Raw genomic sequence first — 18,746 nt, forward strand, 5'->3', positions numbered from 1 at the left:
CGGTCGGGTCACTCAAAGGCCCGACATGTCCGCCCAAACCCTCCTGTTTCCCGGTCGAAAATCGGAAAACCCCGTTCCGCGGATGCGTGTGCAGGTGGCGGACACGCTGCGGCAGGGCGGGGCCTTGGATGACGACGGCGTCGCGGCCGCCCGTGCATTCGCCGCCGAACGTGAGGTGACGTTCCCCCGCGCGGTCGTCGCCCTGCGGCTTGTGGCGGATGACACGCTCTATCCCCTTCTCGCACAGCATTACGGCGTGCGCCGGATCGATCCGGTCGCACATCCGGTGGACCCGCGCCTGACCGACCGTCTGGGCCTCGATCTGTGCCTGCAGGAGGGCATCATCCCGTGGCGCGACACGGGGGGAATGACGATCATCCTCGCGCCCCTGCCCGAGGTGTATGACCGCCTTCGCCCCCAGCTTCAGGCCTGTTTCGGCCCCACCGTCTTCGCCCTTGCCCCCGAACGGGCGATCACCATGGCCCTGTTGGAGGCGCGCGGCCCGATCCTTGCCACCCGCGCGCAATCCCTGACGCCCGACCTCTACAGCTGCCGCCACTGGAACAGCTCGGCCGTGCAGGAGCCGGTGCTGCTGGCGCTGATCCTGCTGGTGGGGTTCACCATCCTGTGGCCCGGCGCGGTGCTGGCGGCGGCGACGATCTGGGCCATCATGTCGCTGATCCTGTGCATGGCGCTCAAGGCCGCCGCCGCCATCGCCGCCCATCGCCAGGCCCTGCCTGCGCCGCCGCCGCCTCTCATCGCCCGCCTGCCCGACGTGTCGATCATCGTCGCCCTTTATCGCGAGGCCGACATCGCCGAACGTCTGGTCGAACGTCTGTCCCGACTGGATTACCCCCGCGACAAGCTGGAAATACTTCTGGCGATCGAGGAGCGGGACACCCTGACCCGCGATGCGCTGGAACGGGCCGCCCTGCCGGAATGGATGCGGCTGGCCATCGTCCCGCATGGCAAGCTCAAGACCAAGCCGCGCGCCCTGAACCACGCCCTCGGCCTTTGCCGCGGGTCGATCATCGGCATCTTCGACGCCGAGGATGCGCCCGCCCCCGACCAGATCCGCCGCATGGTGGACCGGTTCCACGCCACCCCCGCCGAGGTGGCCTGCCTGCAAGGGGTGCTCGATTACTACAACCCCCGCACCAACTGGATCGCGCGCTGCTTCACCATCGAATACGCCACGCTGTTCCGCATCATTCTGCCGGGCATCCAGCGCATGGGCCTTGCCATCCCCCTGGGCGGCACGACCCTCTATGTCCGGCGCGAGGCGTTGGAGAAGGTGGGCGCATGGGACGCCCACAACGTGACCGAGGATGCCGATCTGGGCCTGCGCCTCGCCCGCTTCGGCTACCGGACCGAGGTTGTGAACACCGTCACGCATGAAGAAGCGAACTGCATGCCGGTGGCATGGGTCAAGCAACGCTCGCGCTGGCAGAAGGGCTACATGATGACGTGGTTCGTGCATATGCGCGCCCCCATGCGTCTGCGGGCCGAAATCGGGGCGCGGGCGTTCTGGGGCTTTCAGATCATGTTCTTCTGCGCCCTGTCGCAGGCCATCCTCGCCCCGGTCCTGTGGTCCTATTGGCTGCTGGCGCTCGGCTGGTCGCATCCCGTCACCAACGCGCTGCCCACATGGACGGTCATCGCCCTTGTGGCCATGTTCCTGATGACCGAAGCGATCAACATCACCATCGGCATCCTCGCCATCCGCAAGACCGGACATCGGATGAACCCGCTTTGGGTGCCGACGCTGATCTTCTATTTCCCGCTGGCGACCTTATCGGTTTACAAGGCCTTGTGGGAAATGGTCCGCGCCCCGTTCTATTGGGACAAGACCACCCACGGCCATTTCGGCTAGCGCAGGCGCAATTCCCCCGCATCCACCAGAAGCCGCGTCTCGAACGCGCGGCTGATATGGCGGCGCAAGGCCTCGTCCGCCGCGTCCCCGTCCCGCGCCTCGATCGCAGAGACGATGGCATCATGTTCGGCCATCGCCGCGCCGTCGCGGCCCTCGGCGGCCAGCGATGTTCCGGCCATCAGCGCCATCGACCGCTGCAACAGCCCCAGCTGCTGCACCAGAAACCGGTTGTGCGAGGCCAGATGAATCTGCTTGTGAAACCGCCGGTTGGCACGCGAAAGCTTTTGCGGATCGGCCCCCAGCAGGTTCTGATCCTCGTCCACCATCCGGCGCAGCACATGGATTTCCTCGTCCCGCGCGTGGCGGGCGGCCAGCCGGGCGGCCAACCCCTCCAACTCGGACCGCACGGCATAGAATTCCGCCAGCTGGTTGTGATCCAATGCCGCCACGATCAGGCTGCGCCCGTCGCGCACGACCATGGATTGCGTCTCCATCCGCTGCAACGCTTCGCGCACGGGCGTGCGCGAAACGCCCAGCCGGTCGGCCAATTCGGATTCCACCAGCCGGTCCCCCGGCTTGTAGGTCCCGCCCTCGATCGCCTCGATGATCAGCGAATAGGCGTCTTTCTGCATGGCCGTCCCTTTTCGTAGCGCGCGCGCCAAGATAACATGGCCCCCATGGATTCCAATGACTTCCGGCACGTTCGCGCGTGGGTGTTCGATCTGGACAACACGCTCTATCCCCCTTCGGCCCGCCTGTTCGACCAGATCGAGGTGCGGATGACCGATTACGTCATGCGCACCCTGTCCGTCACACGGGCCGAGGCGGACCACCTGCGCGCGACCTACTGGAAGCTGCACGGCACCACATTGGCGGGGCTGATGACCGAACACGGGGTCGATCCAGTGCCCTATCTGGTGGACGTGCACGACATCACGCTCGATCATCTGACGCGGGACGCACCGCTCGCCGATCGCATCGCCCGGCTGCCGGGACGCCGGATCGTTTACACCAACGGCTCCGCCCCCTATGCCGAACGGGTGCTGACGGCGCGCGGCCTGTCGGGCCTGTTCGACGGCATCTTCGGTGTGGAGCACGGCGATTATCGCCCCAAACCCGACCGCAAGGCGTTCGAGACGGTCTTCGCCAAGGCGGGGATCAATCCGCGCGAAGGGGCCATGTTCGAGGATGACCCCCGCAACCTGATCGCGCCCCACGCCATGGGTATGCGCACGGTCCATGTCGCTGGATTGCCCGCCCCCGCACCCCATATCCATCATCACACCGACGATCTGGCCGGATTTCTGGCGCGTATAGTGGATTAGGGCATGGATACCGACATTCTGATCTCCGGCGGGGGCATTGCCGGTCTGACGGCGGCGGCGGCGTTCGGGACCGCCGGCTACCGCGTGATCTGCGTCGATCCCGCCACCCCGGCCGAGGCCGATCAACGCTCCACCGCCTTTCTTCAGCCCGCCATCGGCGTACTGGACGCGGCGGGCCTGTGGGACGACTTGCGCCCCCACGCGGCCCCCCTTCAGGTGATGCAGATCGTGGACAGCGGCCGTTCGGGCGCGGCCCCCCGCACCACCGCGCGATTCGATGCGGTGGACATATCGGACCACCCCTTCGGCTGGAACATCCCGAACCAGACCCTGCGGCAGGTCATGGCCGCCCGCGTGGCGGACCTGCCCACCGTGACCCACATCACCGGCACCGCGACCGACCGCCTGATGACCCGCCAATCCGAAGCGAAGGTCACCCTGACCGACGGCACCCGCATCCGCGCCCGTCTGGTCATCGCGGCGGACGGACGCGATAGCCCCATGCGCCCCGCGGCGGGGATTGGCACCCGCACCACCCGCTTCGGCCAGCGCGCGCTGGTCTTCACCGTCACCCATCCCATCCCGCATGACAACATCTCGACCGAGGTGCATCGGTCGGGCGGCCCGTTCACCCTCGTGCCCCTGCCCGACCGGGGTGGCCAGCCCTGCTCGGCCGTCGTGTGGATGGAGGCGGGGCCGACCGCCGAACGCCTCCGCGCCCTGCCGCAAGCCGAATTCGAGGCGGCGATCACCGACCGGTCCGCCGGACTCCTCGGGGCGCTGACGCTTGCCAGCCCCATCGGCAGCTTTCCCATCATCGCCCAGATGGCCGACCGCATGGGCGCCGAACGGCTGGTCCTGATGGCCGAAGCGGCGCATGTCCTGCCCCCCATCGGCGCGCAGGGCCTCAACACATCGCTTGCCGATCTGGCGGCGCTGCTGGATTTGGCCGACCCCGCCACCTTGGGCGACGCCGCCATGATCGAGGCCTATCACCGCCGCCGCCATGCGGATGCCAAGGCACGGATGATGGGCGTGGGGCTTTTGAACCGCGCCTCCATGACAGGCCTTCCGCCGCTTCAGGACCTGCGGGCCACCCTGCTGGCACAGATGCACGGCATAGCGCCCCTGCGCCGCAGCCTGATGCGGATGGGCCTGGGTGTCAGATAGGACCGATCCGCCGCTCCTCGGACAAGAGCACGTTCGCCTCCACCTGCCCCACGCCGGGGAGGGTCATGATCCGCCGCCGCAGCACCCGCTCGAAATCCGCGATGTCCCGCGCCACCACCCGCAGGCGATAGTCGAAAAGCCCAAGGACGTGCTGGACGATCTGCACCTCGGGGATGGCCGACACCGCGCGCTCGAAATCCTCCAGCCCCACGCGGCCCTTGGCGGCCAGCTTGATGCCCAGAAACACCGTCACGCCGAACCCCAAGGCCTCGCGGTTGACGATCACGCGGCGTCCCGCGATGATCCCCGCCTCCTCCAGCCGCTTGATCCGCCGCCATGTCGCGGGCTGCGACAATTCCACCCGACGGCCCAATGCCCCCGCCGACAGCGTGGCATCGCCGGCCAGCGCGCGCAGGATCGCGCGGTCCGTGTCGTCCAGATCGGTCATACCGGCAAAGCCTCCGCATCCTTCAGGGTGGAGATCAGCATCAGCGCCTCGATATCGGCGATATGCGGCAGGGTCAGGATGCGGTCGCGATAGATTTCCTGATAATGCGCCATGTCGCGGGCAATGACGATCAGGCGCAGGTCCACACGGCCCAGAAACGTCTCGATCGCCAGCACCTCCGGCACCGACCGCGCGGCGGTGATGAAATCGTCAAAGGCGCGCGGCGCGGTCTTGTCCAGCGTGAAGCGCAGGGCGACCTCCACCTCATACCCCATGGCGCGCCAGTCGATCACCGCCTCCTGCGCGCGGATGATCCCCTGTTCCGTCATCCGTTCCAGCCGCCGCCACGCGGTCGCCGCCGCCACCCCGGCACGGTCGGCAATTTCGGCCGTGCTGGCCGAGGGATCGGCCAGAAGATGACGCAGCAGACGCCGATCCGTATCGTCAAGCATGGTTTGTCCGCAAATCAATCAAAGAACGTATGATATTTTTACATTTGCGCATATTTCTGCGCCCTGAACAATATGAAACCCGCCGCATCCCCCGTAAGGTCCCCCCATCAGTAAACGGAGAGACCCGATGCGCGTGTATTACGACCGCGATTGCGACATCAACCTGATCAAGGACAAGAAGGTCGCGATCCTCGGCTATGGCAGCCAAGGCCACGCCCATGCCCTGAACCTGCGGGATTCGGGCGCGAAGAACCTCGTCGTCGCCCTGCGCGAAGGCTCGCCCTCGGCCAAGAAGGCCGAAGCCGAAGGCCTGAAGGTCATGGGCATCGCCGAGGCCGCAGCCTGGTGCGACCTGATCATGTTCACCATGCCCGACGAACTGCAGGCCGAAACCTACAAGAAATACGTCCATGACAACCTGAAGGAAGGCGCCGCCATCGCCTTCGCCCACGGCCTGAACGTGCATTTCGGCCTGATCGAGCCGAAGGCGGGCGTGGACGTCATCATGATGGCCCCCAAGGGCCCCGGCCACACCGTGCGCGGCGAATACACCAAGGGCGGCGGCGTGCCCTGCCTTGTCGCCGTGCATCAGGATGCGACGGGCCGCGCGATGGAACTGGGCCTCTCCTACTGCTCCGGCATCGGCGGCGGGCGTTCGGGCATCATCGAGACGAACTTCCGCCAGGAATGCGAAACCGATCTGTTCGGCGAACAGGCCGTTCTGTGCGGTGGCCTCGTGGAACTGATCCGCATGGGCTTTGAGACGCTGGTCGAAGCGGGATACGAGCCCGAGATGGCCTATTTCGAATGCCTGCACGAAGTGAAGCTGATCGTGGACCTGATCTATGAAGGCGGCATCGCCAACATGAACTACTCGATCTCAAACACCGCCGAATACGGCGAATACGTGTCAGGCCCGCGCATCCTGCCCTATGACGAAACCAAGCGCCGCATGAAAGAGGTCCTGACGGACATCCAGAACGGCAAGTTCGTCCGCGACTTCATGCAGGAAAACGCCGTGGGACAGCCGTCGTTCAAGGCCACGCGCCGCATCAACGACGAACACCAGATCGAACAGGTGGGCGAGAAACTGCGCGCGATGATGCCGTGGATATCCAAGGGCAAGATGGTCGATCGCGCCCGCAACTGATGACAAAAGGGCGCCCCGCGGGGCGCCCTTTTCATTTCCGTGCCGTGGCGCGAACCCGTGCGGGCCGCGGGGCCATCGCCACCATCAGGGCCAGACATCCAAGACCCGCACCGAACGCCATCAGCCATTCCATCTGCATCGATCCGTCATCCTTTTCCAGAACCGACAGATCAACACGCAATGCGCCGAACTGTTCCTCAGGCCGCCCGCTCCACCGCCGCGACGATGCTGTCCACCACCTCGGTCAACACGACCGCATCCTCCGCCTCGGCCATGACGCGGATCAACGGCTCGGTCCCCGATTTGCGGATCAGCAGCCGTCCCTGCCCCTGCAACCGCGCCTCGGCCTCGGCGATCGCGGCCTTGACGGGGGCCGCCGACAACGGCTCCTGCCCCGCCGCATAGCGGACGTTCTTCAAAAGCTGGGGCACCGTCTCGAACGTCTGCGTCAGGTCGGACGCCGCCCGCCCGGTGCGCGCCATTTCCGCCAGGAATTGCAGGCCCGCCACCAACCCGTCGCCTGTGGTGGTATAGTCGGTCATCACGATATGCCCCGACTGTTCGCCCCCAAGATTGAACCCGCCCTGCCGCATCCGTTCCACGACATAGCGGTCGCCCACCGGCGTCCGCTCCAGCCGCAGACCCTGCGCGTGCAGATGCCGCTCCAGCCCGAGGTTCGACATGACCGTGGCCACCAGCGCGCCCCCCTTCAGGCGCCCCTCCTCGGCCCAGCGGCTGGCCAGAAGCGCCATGATCTGGTCCCCGTCCGCCACACGGCCGTGCTGGTCCAGAATCATCACCCGATCCGCGTCGCCGTCCAGCGTGATGCCCACATCCGCCCCATGCGCCACGACCGCCTCCGCCGCCGCTTCGGGATGCGTCGATCCGCAGCCCTTGTTGATGTTCTTGCCGTTGGGGCTGGTGCCGACCGGGATCACCTCGGCCCCCAGCTCCCACAACACCTCGGGTGCTGCGCGATAGGCGGCCCCGTTGGCGCAGTCGATCACGACGCGCAGCCCATCCAGCTGCAGCCCTTGCGGAAAGGTCGTCTTGGCATATTCCTGATAGCGCCCGCGCCCATCCTCGATCCGCTTGGCGCGCCCGATATCGGCGGGATCGGCCAGCGGAATGTCGGTGCCGAGCAAGGCCTCGATCTCGGCTTCCGCCGCATCCGACAGCTTGAACCCGTCTGGGCCGAAAAACTTGATGCCGTTGTCCTGATGCGGGTTGTGACTGGCCGAGATCATGACCCCAAGATCCGCCCGCATCGACCGCGTCAGAAACCCGACCGCCGGTGTCGGCACGGGGCCCAGCAGCAGCACGTTCATTCCCATCGCCGTCAGCCCCGCCGTCAGGGCGTTTTCCAGCATATAGCCCGACAAACGCGTGTCCTTGCCGATCACCACGCGCGGCAAGGCCGACTTGCGCTGGAAATACTTCCCCGCCGCCAGCCCAAGACGCAACGCGATTTCCGCCGTCATGGGGGGCGTGTTGGCGGTGCCGCGCACCCCGTCGGTTCCGAACAGCTTTCTCATCACACCCCCGTTGCGGCCTGCCACAGGCGCAGGGCCTGCCGCGTTTCATTCACATCATGCACACGCAGGACCTGCACGCCCTGCGCCACCCCCGCCAAAGCCACTGCCACCGATCCCGGCATCCGGTCGCGCGGGACCTCCGCCCCGCCGATCGCGCCGATGAACCGCTTGCGCGATACGCCTAGCAGAACCGGACATCCCAGCGTGTGGAACAGCGACAGACGGCGCAGCAACGTCACGTTATGCGCCGCGGTCTTGCCGAACCCGATGCCGGGATCGACCACGATCCGGTCGCGCGCAATGCCCGCCGCTTCGGCCGCGGCCATCCGGTCGGCCAGATGGTCATAGACCTCCAGCAGCACATCGTCATAGCGGGGGTCGTCCTGCATCGTCTCCGGCAGGCCCTGGGCATGCATCAGACAGACCGACGCGCCCATCCTCGCCACCGCCGCCGCCATGCCCGGATCGTAAAGCATCGCCGACACATCGTTGACCATATCCGCATCCGACGCGACCGCCACCCGCGCCTTGCGCGTATCGACCGATATCGGCACCCGCCCGCGCAGCCCGTCGATCACGGGGCGAATGCGGGCGATCTCCTGATCCTCCGGCACGGTCTCGGCCCCCGGCCGGGTGCTTTCGCCGCCGATGTCCAGCAGGTCGGCCTCCAGGGTCCGGCCATGCGCCACCGGGTCATAGCGGCCGCCATCGGAAAAACTGTCCGGTGTCGCGTTCACGATGCCCATGATGCGGGGGGCCGCCCAGTCCAGCCCGTGCAACGGCGCCCGCCGCGCGGTCATCCGGTGCAGCACCTCGGTCGGCACATCGGACAAAGGCACGATCTGCGGCGCGGTTCCGCGCGCAAGAACCTCCACCCGGTCGAACCAGCACCACCCCCCGGCCAGCGTCCGCGCCCCGGCGGGGCGGGCGGGATCGGTCATCGGAATGGGGCGGTAATACGTCATGCCGTTCGTTCTATGCCTGCGCCCGCAGGGTCGCAAGTCAGGGTCGGGTCTGCGGAATGCGGCTTTCCGCCGGAAATGTGTCAAACACCGTGATCGACGCGGCCCCCAATTCCCCGGCCAGCCATTCGGCCAGGGCCACGGGCGTGGTGGAGGGCGGGTCGGCGGCGTCCAGCACCATCCGCGCGGGCGCCCAGAGGACGGCCTGCCCCTGCCCCACCGCCCATTCGATCTCGGTCCGCGATCCCGCGACGGTAAATCGCGGATCGGCATCGGCGCGGTGCCACGCGGCCATGTCCAGCGCCAACAGATCCGCGCGGCGCTGCTTTTCGGGATCGGTCAGGCGCGGGCCTTCGGCGTGCAGGCAATGCACCGCCCCCGGCAGCAGCCCCTCGGCCCGCCCCAGCCAGACCACCGGCACCGCGCGCGACATGTGGGGGGCCGCCACCTCGCCCCGCCGGCGCAGAATGCGGATGCCAAGCGTGAAGGGGCCGCGATCCGGCTTCTCGATCTCGATCTGCGCCGACAGCGCCTGAGGGTGCGCCAGCACCCGCGCCGCGATCCCGTCGGCCAGGGTTTCCAGAAGCGCCACGCGCCCCGCCGAAAGCTCGCCCGAAATCGCCTCGGCGATGCGGTCATAGGACAGGATGCGGTCCACATCGTCCCCCGCCTCCACCCGCGCCACCTCCACCTCCACGTTGAAGCGCAGGCGTTGGGTGATGCCGCGTTCGACCTCGAAGGCTCCTATCTCCACCTCCACGGTGTGATCGCGCAGGAAGATGCGGTCATGCGGCATGGAACGGCCCCCTATTCGCGATAGAAAAGATGATCGCCGATGGTGACCGTATGGGGCAGATCGCGCGCCCAGGACGGCTCCACCGCGTTGGTGTGGAAATGCGTGGCGCCCATGGTCAGGATGCGTGGGCCGTTGTCCAGCATGATCGCGGCGATCCGCTTGGCACGATCGGCGGCCTCACGCTCGCGCATCGCCTCGGGCTTGCCGTCGCAGGCGAATGAGAACTGGCATCCCGACCGTTCCGCCCCTTGGGTCGTCACATCGCAGACGGTGTCGGGATAGCGGGGGGATTCGACGCGGTTGATGATCACCTCGGCCACGGCGAATTGGCCGCGGATCGGTTCGCCCCGCGCTTCGAAATACAAGGCCTCGGCCATGCATTCCAACTGGGGGTCGGCGGCCACCTCCGGCTCCTGCGCCGCGATCCAGCTGTCGTCATACCGGACCAGCGGCAAGGCGTCGCGCAGGCGCGGAAAGGCGGACGGCAGATCGTTCAGGGGAGGGGTATAGGCGGCGGCGTTCAGCGTGGGGGCGATATGCGCAAACGCGGGGCCAAGGGCCGGACTTGCCTGGGTGGTCGTGCCCATGATCCCCATGGCGCAGGCCAGCCCAAATCCAAACAACTTCATAACGTCGGTTCACTCTGCAAGGGTCGCGCAACCGGGAACGTCCTTTCACCCATCAGCGCACAACAGGCGCCGCGCATATCCCAATGCGGTGCAAGAGTCCACAGAACCGCCGTCAGACCCCCGCCGGGTCGGCTGGGTTCGGCGCGCCGACATGGGCGGGACGGCGCAATTCCCCCGTCTGCCAGTCGCGCGCGCCCACCGGCGTGACCCGTTCGCGCAAGGCCAGATGCGCCGCCGCCAGCCGCGCCATCGGCACCCGGAAGGGCGAACAGGAGACGTAATCGAACCCCGCCTTGCGGCAGAAATCGATCGATTCGGGGTCGCCGCCATGTTCGCCGCACAGGGCCAGCGTCAGATCCTTGCGCGCCGCCCGCCCGCGTTCGGCCCCGATCAGCAACAGCTCCCCCACCCCGTCCACGTCCAGCACGTGGAACGGATCCTCGGTAAACACCCCCGATTGCAGATAGGGGCCCATGAACCGCCCCGCATCGTCGCGCGACAGGCCATAGGTCATCTGCGTCAGATCGTTGGTGCCGAACGACAGGAACGCGGCGTTCACCGCGATGTCCGACGCGCGCAACGCCGCGCGCGGGGTTTCGACCATCACGCCCAGGCGATAGGCGAACTCGCCCCCGCGCGTGGTGCGGACCAGGGCTGCCACCGCGTCGATCTTGGTGCGGACCAGCTCCACCTCGCGCCGGGTGGAAACGAGGGGGATCATGATCTCCGGCACCACGGTCACGCCGTCGGCGGCGCAATCCAGCGTCGCCTCGAAGATCGCGCGGGCCTGCATCTCGTAGATTTCCGGCCAGACGATGCCGAGCCGCACGCCGCGCATCCCCAGCATCGGGTTGAATTCCGACAGCGCCTCGGCCCTTCGCGTCACCTCGGACAGCGGACGATCCAGCGCCTCGGCCAGGGCGCGCAGCCCCTCGCGCGTGTGGGGCAGGAATTCGTGCAAAGGCGGGTCCAGCAGGCGGATGCAGACCGGACGTCCCGCCATGATCTGGAACACACGCCGGAAATCCGCCCGCTGCATCGGTAGAAGACGCGCCAGAACCGCCGCCCGGTCGGCGGGCGTGTCGGCAAAGATCATCTCGCGCATCACGGTCAGGCGGTCTTCGTCGAAGAACATATGCTCGGTCCGGCAGAGGCCGATGCCCTGGGCGTCGAACTTGCGGGCGATCTCGGCATCCGCCGGGGTGTCGGCATTGGCGCGCACCCCGATGTCGCGCGCCGCATCCGACCAGTGCAGAAGCGTGCGGAACGTCTCGTCCAGCGCGGGGGCCAGCATGGGCATCGCCCCCGCCAACGCCTCACCGGCGGAACCGTCCAGCGTCACCACATCCCCCTCGCGCAGCACGCGGCCCGAGGGGGTGGTCATCGCCCCTTCCCGCACATCCAGCCGCATGTCCCCCGCGCCGACGACGCAAGGCACGCCAAGCCCCCGCGCAATCACGGCGGCATGGCTGGTGACGCCGCCCCGCTCGGTCAGCACCCCCGCCGCCGAATGCATCCCGCGAATATCCTCGGGCGAGGTTTCGCGTCGCACCAGAATCGACGGCTCCCCCCGCGCGGCAAAGGTCTGCGCGGCGATGGCCGTGAAGGCCAGCCGCCCCGTGGCCGCCCCGGGCGAGGCCGCGATCCCCCGCACCAGCACATCCCGCGCGGCATGGGGATCGACCTGCGGGTGCAGCACCTCGGACAGGGCGCGCGGCTCGATCCGCAGCAGCGCCTCTTCGCGCGGGATGATCCCGTCATCGGCCAGCGCGACCGCGATCCGCACCGCCGCCCGCGCCGTCCGGTCCACCTTGATCGCATCCAGAACCGACAGGCGGCCATCCTCGATGGTGAACTCGATCTGCATCTCCTCGCGCAGACGTTCGCGGCAGCGGGCACCATGGCGGATCAGATCGGCGAACACCTTCGGCGCGCGGTCTTCCAGCGACGGCCCGCGCGGATCGCGCGTCAGAAAGATCGCCGCCTCCTCTCCCAGGGCCACCGGGCCCTGCGTCTGGCCGCGAAACCGTCCGACGATCTGCGGCTCGCCACTCGTGCCGCTGACGAACTGGATCATGCCGGTGCCCGAAAGGCCCGGCCCGAACCCCTGCGCCATCTCCTGCACCAGAAGGCCAAGCCCCGCCCCTTCCGGTGCGCCCTTGGCCTGCCGCAAAAGACGCGCGCTCGTCCCCTCCCACGCCCGGGCCATGGAGCGCAGGACGTCGGTCAACTGACGCTGCGGATCCTCGGGGAACGGCTCGTCCGTTTCCTCGCGATAGGCGCGAAGCGCGGTGGCAAGGTCCGCGCCATCGAACATGTCGGGGTCCAGACGGGCGACATGGATGGCATAGGATTGCACGAACCGGCGATACATCGTATCCGCCGCCTGCGCCCCATGCGTGCGGGTCAGTTCGGCATGGCGCTGGCTGTTCATGCCCACGTTCAGCACCGTCGCGGGCCCGCCCCAATCGGGGTTTTCCGGGCTGGGCCGGACCGAGACCAGAGCCGCATCCCCGAACCGCATCAGGACCGCGCGGCAATCCACCGGCTGCCCTTGCGCGATGGCCCGCACGGTGGTCATCGGCAGCGCCACGGTGGGCGGCACCGGAATGTCCAGACGGATCAGCCGTTGCAGACATTTCGCCCGCCAGCCATGCGTGGCCCCCGCCAGCGTTTCCGTGGGCGTCAGGGGGGCGATGTCGGTCAGGATGGCGGCAGGTGCGTTCATGGGGCCTACGATAGCAGGCCCCGCGCGCGCCGACTACTCCGCGATTTTGGTCAGATCCGCCACGCCCGCACAGGCCGCGCGAATGCGGTGCAGCAGATTCAGGCGGTTGCGGCGCAGCACCTGATTATCCACGTTCACCTGCACCTCGGTGAAGAACGCGTCGATCGGGGCGCGCAAGGCGGCAAGCGCCTGCATGGCGGCGGCGAAATCCTCCGCCTCCATGGCCGGGCCAATGCGGGTCTGGGCATCGTCCAGTGCGGCGAACAAGGCACGCTCCGCATCGGTTTCGGCGAATTTCGCATCCGCGCCGAAGGAATATTCGACCCCGTCCTTCGCCTCGGCCTGGCCCACGATGTTGTTGGCACGGCGGAAACCTTGGATCAGGTTCGTCCCATCCTCGGTCACGACGAAGGCCTGAAGCGCCGTCGCCCGCTTCACCAGCAGGGTCAGATCGTCGCTGCCCGGCATGGCAAGGCAGGCGTCGATCACGTCATGGCGGATGCCCTGATCGCGCAGGAACACCTTCAGGCGATCATGGAAGAACGACAGCAGGTCCGCATCGCCCACCGACAGAAGCGGCAGGCGGGTATCGTTCACCACCAAAAGCCGGATCACGCCCAGCGCGGCACGGCGCAGCGCGAAGGGATCCTTCGAACCCGTGGGCTTTTCGTCGATGGACCAGAAGCCGGTCAGCGTGTCCAGCTTGTCGGCCAGCGCCACGGTGACCGAGACGGGCGCGGTCGGCACCGCGTCGGAGGGGCCGAGCGGCGAATAATGCGCCTGACATGCCTCGGCCACCGCATCGGGCAGGCCGGCGGCGCGCGCATAATAGGTGCCCATCAGGCCCTGAAGCTCCGGAAACTCCCCCACCATGGCCGATTGCAGATCGGCCTTGGCGATGCGGGCGGCCTGTTCGGCGTGACCCGCATCCGCGCCCACCTGCGGGGCAAGCGTGCGGGCCAGCGCGGCGATCCGGTCCACCCGGTCGGCCTGGCTTCCAAGCTTGTTGTGGAAGGTCACATCGGCAAGACCGGCGGCCATCCCCTCCATCCCGTCGGCCTTCACGCGGCGCAGATCGTTTTCCCAGAAGAACTTCGCATCCGACAGGCGGGCGGACAGAACCTTCAGGTTGCCCGCAAGGATCGTCGCCCCGTCATCCGCCGTCGCGCGATTGGCCACCGTCACGAACCGCTCGATCCGGCCCGAGGGGGCGCGGACCGAAAAGAACTTCTGATGCTCCTTCATCGAGGTCTGCAGGACCTCCGGCGGCAGGTCGAGGAAGTCCGCCCCGATCGGGCCCATCAGCACCACGGGCCATTCCACAAGGCCCGCAACCTCGGCCAGAAGACCCTTGTCCTCCACCACCTCAAGCCCTTGGGCAAAGGCGGCGTTGGTCGCGTCGTTCCAGATGATCGCCTCCCGCTCGGCGCTGTCCAGCACCACATGCGCGGCGGACAGCTTGGCGCGGTAATCGTCGAAATTGGTCACCGCAAACCGCGCGGGGGCCATGAAACGGTGCCCCTCGGTCGTGTTGCCCGCGGTCAGGTGATCGACCGTGACCGGCACCACGTCCGACCCGGCGTCATCGCTCATCACGCACAGGATGGAATGCAGCGGGCGCACCCAACGCAAGGTGCCGCTGCCCCAACGCATCGACTTGGGCCAGGGGAAGGCGCGGATCGTCCGCTCCACCACCTCGGCCACGATATCGACCGCCGGACGGCCCGGTTTGGTGACGCGGGCGAACAGGACTTGGCCCTTCTTGTCGTCCCGCACCTCCACCACGACGCCGTCCAGATGGACATGCGCGCCCGACGGCTGACCGGCCAGCGCCATGACGGGGGCGGCGTCGGTGATCCCCAGACCCCGCAGAAACCCCGCCAGCGCCTGTTCGGGCGCGTCGGCCTTGGGGCCCTTGCGCTCCTCGCGCACGGTGGGGGATTCCTTGGCCAGCCCTTCCACCGCCAGCACCAGACGGCGCGGGGTGGAGAATGCCCCGGCCGAGGCATAGGTCAGACCCGCCTCCACCAGTCCATCCGTTACCAGCTTGCGCAAATCCTCACGCGCGCGGGCCTGCATACGGGCGGGAATTTCCTCGGAAAACAGTTCGAGCAGCAGATCGGCCATGGTGTTTCCCTCAGTTCGCGGCGGGGGTGGTGACGAAAGCGTCGGCGCAGGCTTTCGCCAGCGCGCGCACCCGCCCGATATAAGCCTGACGTTCGGTGACGGAGATCACGCCCCGCGCGTCCATCAGGTTGAACAGGTGGCTGGCCTTGATGCACTGGTCATAGGCGGGCTGGGCCATGACGATGGTGCGCCCCGCCGCATCCGTTTCGGGCGCGGACAGGATGCGCCCGCACTCGGCCTCGGCATCCTTGAAATGTTGCAGCAGCGTGGCGGTGTCGGCCACATCGAAGTTCCAGCGGCTGTATTCCCGCTCCGCCTGCCGGAACACGTCGCCATAGGTCAGGGGCGTCGGGCTGTCCGGATCGTTGAACGGCATGTCCATGACGTGATCCACGCCCAGAACATACATCGCCAGACGCTCCAGCCCGTAGGTCAGCTCGCCCGACACGGGCTTGCAGTCATGCCCGCCGACCTGCTGGAAATAGGTAAATTGCGACACTTCCATCCCGTCGCACCAGACCTCCCATCCCAGACCCCAGGCGCCCAAAGTCGGGGATTCCCAGTCATCCTCAACGAAACGGATATCGTGCAGCGCCATGTCGATGCCGATCGCCTGCAACGATCCGAGATACAACGCCTGAAGATCGGGGGGCGAGGGCTTCAGGATCACCTGATACTGATAGTAGTGCTGAAGCCGGTTCGGGTTTTCGCCATAGCGCCCGTCGGTCGGACGGCGCGACGGCTGGACATAGGCCGCGGCCCAGGGCTTCGATCCAAGCGAACGCAGCGTGGTCGCCGGGTGGAACGTCCCCGCCCCCACCTCCATGTCATAGGGTTGCAGGATGGCGCAGCCCTTGCCCGCCCAATAGGTCATCAGGCGAAGGATGATCTCCTGAAAGCTGCGCGGCGGTGTGGTCATGACGGGCCCCTTGGTCAAAGCGCCCCCTGCATAGGGCGGCGGCGCGCAAGGGTCAATCATCCCCGCCAGAAGCGCGGCATCAGCAGAACGAACACGGTCAACAGCTCCAACCGGCCCAGCAGCATACCGATGATCATCACCCATTTCGCCGCCACCGGAAAGCCGATCAGCGCCCCCGTCTGCCCCACGCCCGCCCCGAACACCGGCCCCACATTGGCGATGGAGGTCCAGGCGGCAGTGATGGAGGCGCGCACGTCCAGACCCGCCAGCGACAAGAGCACGACCAGCACGCCGAAGGTCAGCATGAACATGGTGAAGAACAGGATCACGGAATCCATCACGTCCCGCTCCACCACCCGCCCATCATAACGGACGGCGATGACCGCGTTCGGCGAATGCAGGCGGCGGATCTGGACCTTCACCGCCTCGAACAGGATCTGATAGCGGAAGACCTTCACCGAACAGCCGGTGGACGACGTGCAGCCCCCGATCAGTCCGACGATGATCAGGATCATGAACGGAAACGTTGCCCACTGCGTCAGATCGGTGCTGACGAACCCGGTGCCGGAAAAGGCCGACGCGACGTTGAACAGCGCCTCGCGCGCCGATGTCAGGATCGGCGCGCCGTCCCGAAGGACGTGATAGGCCGTCACCGCCGTTGCGGCATAAAGGTTCCATCGCAGATAGGCCCGCACCTGAGGATCGCGCCACATGGGCGCGTAATGCCCGTTCACCATCTGGACATAGCGGATGAAGGGCAGCGTCGCCGCCAGCATGAACACCGTGCAGGCCAGTTCCAGCCGCGCCGGAAACGCCCCGAACGACGCGTCATAGGAGGAGAAGCCCCCCGTGGCGGCGGTGGAGAGCGCATGCATCAGCGCGTCCGTCCCGCTCATCCCCAGCGCGTTGTAGGTCAGCGCGCACAGCACCGTCATGCCCACATAGATGCGGATCAGCGCGCTGGAAATGTCGATCGCCCGTGGCAGGACCTTTCCCTGCGTGTCGAACCCTTCGGAGCGGAAGAACTGCATCCCCCCCACCTTCATCACCGGCAGGAACAGCATGGCGACGATGACGATCCCCAGCCCGCCCAACCAATGCAGGATCACCCGCCACATGTTGATGCCCACGGGCAGGTCGTCCAACCCCGCGAACACCGTGGCGCCGGTGGTGGTCACGCCCGATACCGCCTCGAAGATGGCATCGGTCAGCGTCGCCTCGGTCGCGCCCATCAGGAAGGGCAGCGCCCCGAACAGCGGCATTGCGACCCAGACGCCCGCCGTCAGGATGAAGATCTGCTGCAAGCTCAGCGTTTTGCGCGGGCCGTTGGCGCAGGCCAGCGCGACCATCCCGCCCGTGACCATGGTCAGCAGGCTGCATTGCAGAAACACCTCCCAATGCCCGTTTCCAGCCCGGTAGTCGAACATCATGGGCACCAGCATCATCAGGCCCAGAAAGGCCACGATCAGCCCGATGACATAGCCGACCGGGCGCAGGTCGATCAGCCCCGTCCGTCGGGGGCGGCCCACGACCGCCGTCATGCCTCACCCCACATGGAACAGGGTCGTGAACAGGCGCGGATCCAGACTTTGCTGCGCGAAGGTGTCGCCTTCGGTCAGCACCGACACGGCGTCATGGCTGTGCAGCGATTCCTGATGGCTGGCCACCACGCGGAAATCCCCCACGCGGGCGTCGGCCTGCAGGGCGGCGCAGAAGGACCGCGCGGCATCCTCGACGAAGATCGGGTTGGCGGCGTTCAGTTCGGCAAAGGCCTGTTCATCCTCGCGCTTGACCATGACCTGCGTTTCGGTCGGCACGGCGGATCGCGCGATCTCGATCAGATCCTCGAACCACAGGCGGCTGTCGCCCGTCATCTCCACCGACAGACGCGCGACCGACCGCTGCGAATGGGGCGTCGCCAACTGCCCCCGCGTCTGCCGCGCATGTTCCGACAGTTCCAGCGAGCAGGGACAGGTGGAGGAATAGACATAATCCAGATGGATCATCTTCTTGCGCTGGCCCGCGACATCCACCAGCTCAAGCGCGATGTCGTAATACTGCCACCCCTCCAGCCCCGACCGCAGCGATTTCACCCGCGTGGGATAGGAGAAGCGCATCTGGATGCGCGCATCGAAGCTGCCCAGATCGCGTTTGTAATCGTCCAGCGCGTGTTCGATCACCTCGATGGAGAAATCACGTTCGGCATGGACATAGAAGGACCGCATGATGCGGCTCATGTTGATGCCCTTCTTCTCCGCCTCAAGGCTGACCGTGCCGGTAACGGACGTTTCCAGAACCAGATCGCCCCCCGCCTTCAGACGGTAACGGATGGGCAGGCGGAAGTTCGAGATGCCGACATGCTGGATCACCGCCTTGGCGCCGACGATCAGGCTGGCCGGACCGTTCTGCAGGTCGGGCAGGCTGGCGAGATAGGCCGCATCGGCCGCGAACCCCTCGGGATAGGCGCGCGACAGTTCGGGATAGGCCCGCAACACCGCCGGAAGTTGCAGGGCGGCGATGTCATCCTCGGTCGCCTGGGTGGTGAAGGCGCGCAAGGTGGCCAGCGCGGCCTCGGCCTCCTCGCGGGTGGGGGGCATGTCGGGACGGACGTTCATGGCGGTTCCCCTGATGG

Annotated in this window: 17 protein-coding genes; 4 read left to right on the forward strand and 13 right to left on the reverse strand. The window is 67.1% G+C overall.

Features of this window, described 5'->3' with window-relative positions; all coding sequences use genetic code 11:
• Positions 1 to 25 precede the first annotated feature (25 nt).
• On the forward strand, positions 26 to 1,873 hold the full coding sequence (locus tag MU449_RS10370; RefSeq protein ID WP_244738012.1) for a glycosyltransferase: 1,848 nt from the start codon (positions 26 to 28) through the stop codon (positions 1,871 to 1,873).
• On the opposite strand, the gene MU449_RS10375 is transcribed toward MU449_RS10370, so the two are convergent.
• Positions 1,870 to 2,505, reverse strand: a complete 636-nt coding sequence (locus MU449_RS10375; protein ID WP_244738013.1) for a GntR family transcriptional regulator — start codon at positions 2,503 to 2,505, stop codon at positions 1,870 to 1,872. The genes MU449_RS10370 and MU449_RS10375 overlap by 4 nt on opposite strands.
• 45 nt (positions 2,506 to 2,550) lie before the next feature.
• Between MU449_RS10375 and MU449_RS10380 the strand changes: the two genes are divergently transcribed.
• A complete protein-coding gene (locus tag MU449_RS10380) occupies positions 2,551 to 3,198 on the forward strand; it encodes a pyrimidine 5'-nucleotidase (protein WP_244738014.1) in 648 nt (215 codons plus the stop codon).
• A gap of 3 nt (positions 3,199 to 3,201) precedes the next feature.
• Positions 3,202 to 4,368 carry a UbiH/UbiF family hydroxylase gene (locus MU449_RS10385; RefSeq protein WP_244738015.1) on the forward strand — a complete coding sequence of 389 codons (1,167 nt, stop codon included), beginning with the start codon at positions 3,202 to 3,204 and terminating at the stop codon, positions 4,366 to 4,368.
• Here MU449_RS10385 and MU449_RS10390 read toward each other — a convergent pair.
• Entirely contained in the window at positions 4,361 to 4,816 is a 456-nt protein-coding gene (locus tag MU449_RS10390) for an Lrp/AsnC family transcriptional regulator (protein ID WP_244738016.1), read from the reverse strand. The genes MU449_RS10385 and MU449_RS10390 overlap by 8 nt on opposite strands.
• Entirely contained in the window at positions 4,813 to 5,268 is a 456-nt protein-coding gene (locus MU449_RS10395) for an Lrp/AsnC family transcriptional regulator (RefSeq protein ID WP_244738017.1), read from the reverse strand. The genes MU449_RS10390 and MU449_RS10395 overlap by 4 nt, the downstream gene beginning before the upstream one ends.
• 127 nt (positions 5,269 to 5,395) lie before the next feature.
• Here MU449_RS10395 and ilvC point away from each other — a divergent pair, with 127 nt between their 5' ends.
• On the forward strand, positions 5,396 to 6,418 hold the full coding sequence (gene ilvC, locus MU449_RS10400) for a ketol-acid reductoisomerase (RefSeq protein ID WP_244738018.1): 1,023 nt from the start codon (positions 5,396 to 5,398) through the stop codon (positions 6,416 to 6,418).
• 31 nt (positions 6,419 to 6,449) lie between these two features.
• Here ilvC and MU449_RS10405 read toward each other — a convergent pair whose 3' ends face one another.
• The 10 genes from MU449_RS10405 to folE2 all read right to left on the reverse strand — a co-directional run bounded on the left by MU449_RS10405 (position 6,450) and on the right by folE2 (position 18,729).
• The gene (locus tag MU449_RS10405) at positions 6,450 to 6,599 is read right to left on the reverse strand and encodes a hypothetical protein (protein ID WP_244738019.1); all 150 of its coding nucleotides are present in this window, start codon (positions 6,597 to 6,599) and stop codon (positions 6,450 to 6,452) included.
• A 16-nt stretch (positions 6,600 to 6,615) separates the two neighbouring features.
• Entirely contained in the window at positions 6,616 to 7,956 is a 1,341-nt protein-coding gene (gene glmM, locus MU449_RS10410) for a phosphoglucosamine mutase (RefSeq protein ID WP_244738020.1), read from the reverse strand.
• Complete coding sequence (gene folP / locus MU449_RS10415; RefSeq protein WP_244738021.1) at positions 7,953 to 8,918, reverse strand: dihydropteroate synthase; 966 nt, start codon at positions 8,916 to 8,918, stop codon at positions 7,953 to 7,955. Before folP ends, glmM begins: the two co-directional genes overlap by 4 nt.
• Before the next feature lie 37 nt (positions 8,919 to 8,955).
• Complete coding sequence (locus tag MU449_RS10420) at positions 8,956 to 9,711, reverse strand: dihydroneopterin aldolase (protein WP_244738022.1); 756 nt, start codon at positions 9,709 to 9,711, stop codon at positions 8,956 to 8,958.
• An 11-nt stretch (positions 9,712 to 9,722) separates the two neighbouring features.
• Positions 9,723 to 10,340: a cell wall hydrolase gene (locus tag MU449_RS10425; RefSeq protein ID WP_244738023.1), complete on the reverse strand. Its 618-nt coding sequence runs from the start codon at positions 10,338 to 10,340 to the stop codon at positions 9,723 to 9,725.
• Positions 10,341 to 10,452: 112 nt separating this feature from the next.
• Complete coding sequence (locus MU449_RS10430) at positions 10,453 to 13,068, reverse strand: putative PEP-binding protein (protein WP_244738024.1); 2,616 nt, start codon at positions 13,066 to 13,068, stop codon at positions 10,453 to 10,455.
• Between the two features lie 33 nt (positions 13,069 to 13,101).
• On the reverse strand, positions 13,102 to 15,195 hold the full coding sequence (gene glyS / locus MU449_RS10435; RefSeq protein ID WP_244738025.1) for a glycine--tRNA ligase subunit beta: 2,094 nt from the start codon (positions 15,193 to 15,195) through the stop codon (positions 13,102 to 13,104).
• A 10-nt stretch (positions 15,196 to 15,205) separates the two neighbouring features.
• Complete coding sequence (locus tag MU449_RS10440) at positions 15,206 to 16,114, reverse strand: glycine--tRNA ligase subunit alpha (protein WP_244738026.1); 909 nt, start codon at positions 16,112 to 16,114, stop codon at positions 15,206 to 15,208.
• Positions 16,115 to 16,170: 56 nt separating this feature from the next.
• Positions 16,171 to 17,619: a TrkH family potassium uptake protein gene (locus MU449_RS10445; protein ID WP_244739037.1), complete on the reverse strand. Its 1,449-nt coding sequence runs from the start codon at positions 17,617 to 17,619 to the stop codon at positions 16,171 to 16,173.
• 39 nt (positions 17,620 to 17,658) lie between these two features.
• Positions 17,659 to 18,729, reverse strand: a complete 1,071-nt coding sequence (folE2, locus tag MU449_RS10450) for a GTP cyclohydrolase FolE2 (RefSeq protein ID WP_244738027.1) — start codon at positions 18,727 to 18,729, stop codon at positions 17,659 to 17,661.
• Between the last annotated feature and the right edge of the window lie 17 nt (positions 18,730 to 18,746).

The organism is Falsirhodobacter halotolerans, assembly GCF_022899245.1.
GTDB classification, from domain to species: domain Bacteria; phylum Pseudomonadota; class Alphaproteobacteria; order Rhodobacterales; family Rhodobacteraceae; genus Falsirhodobacter; species Falsirhodobacter halotolerans.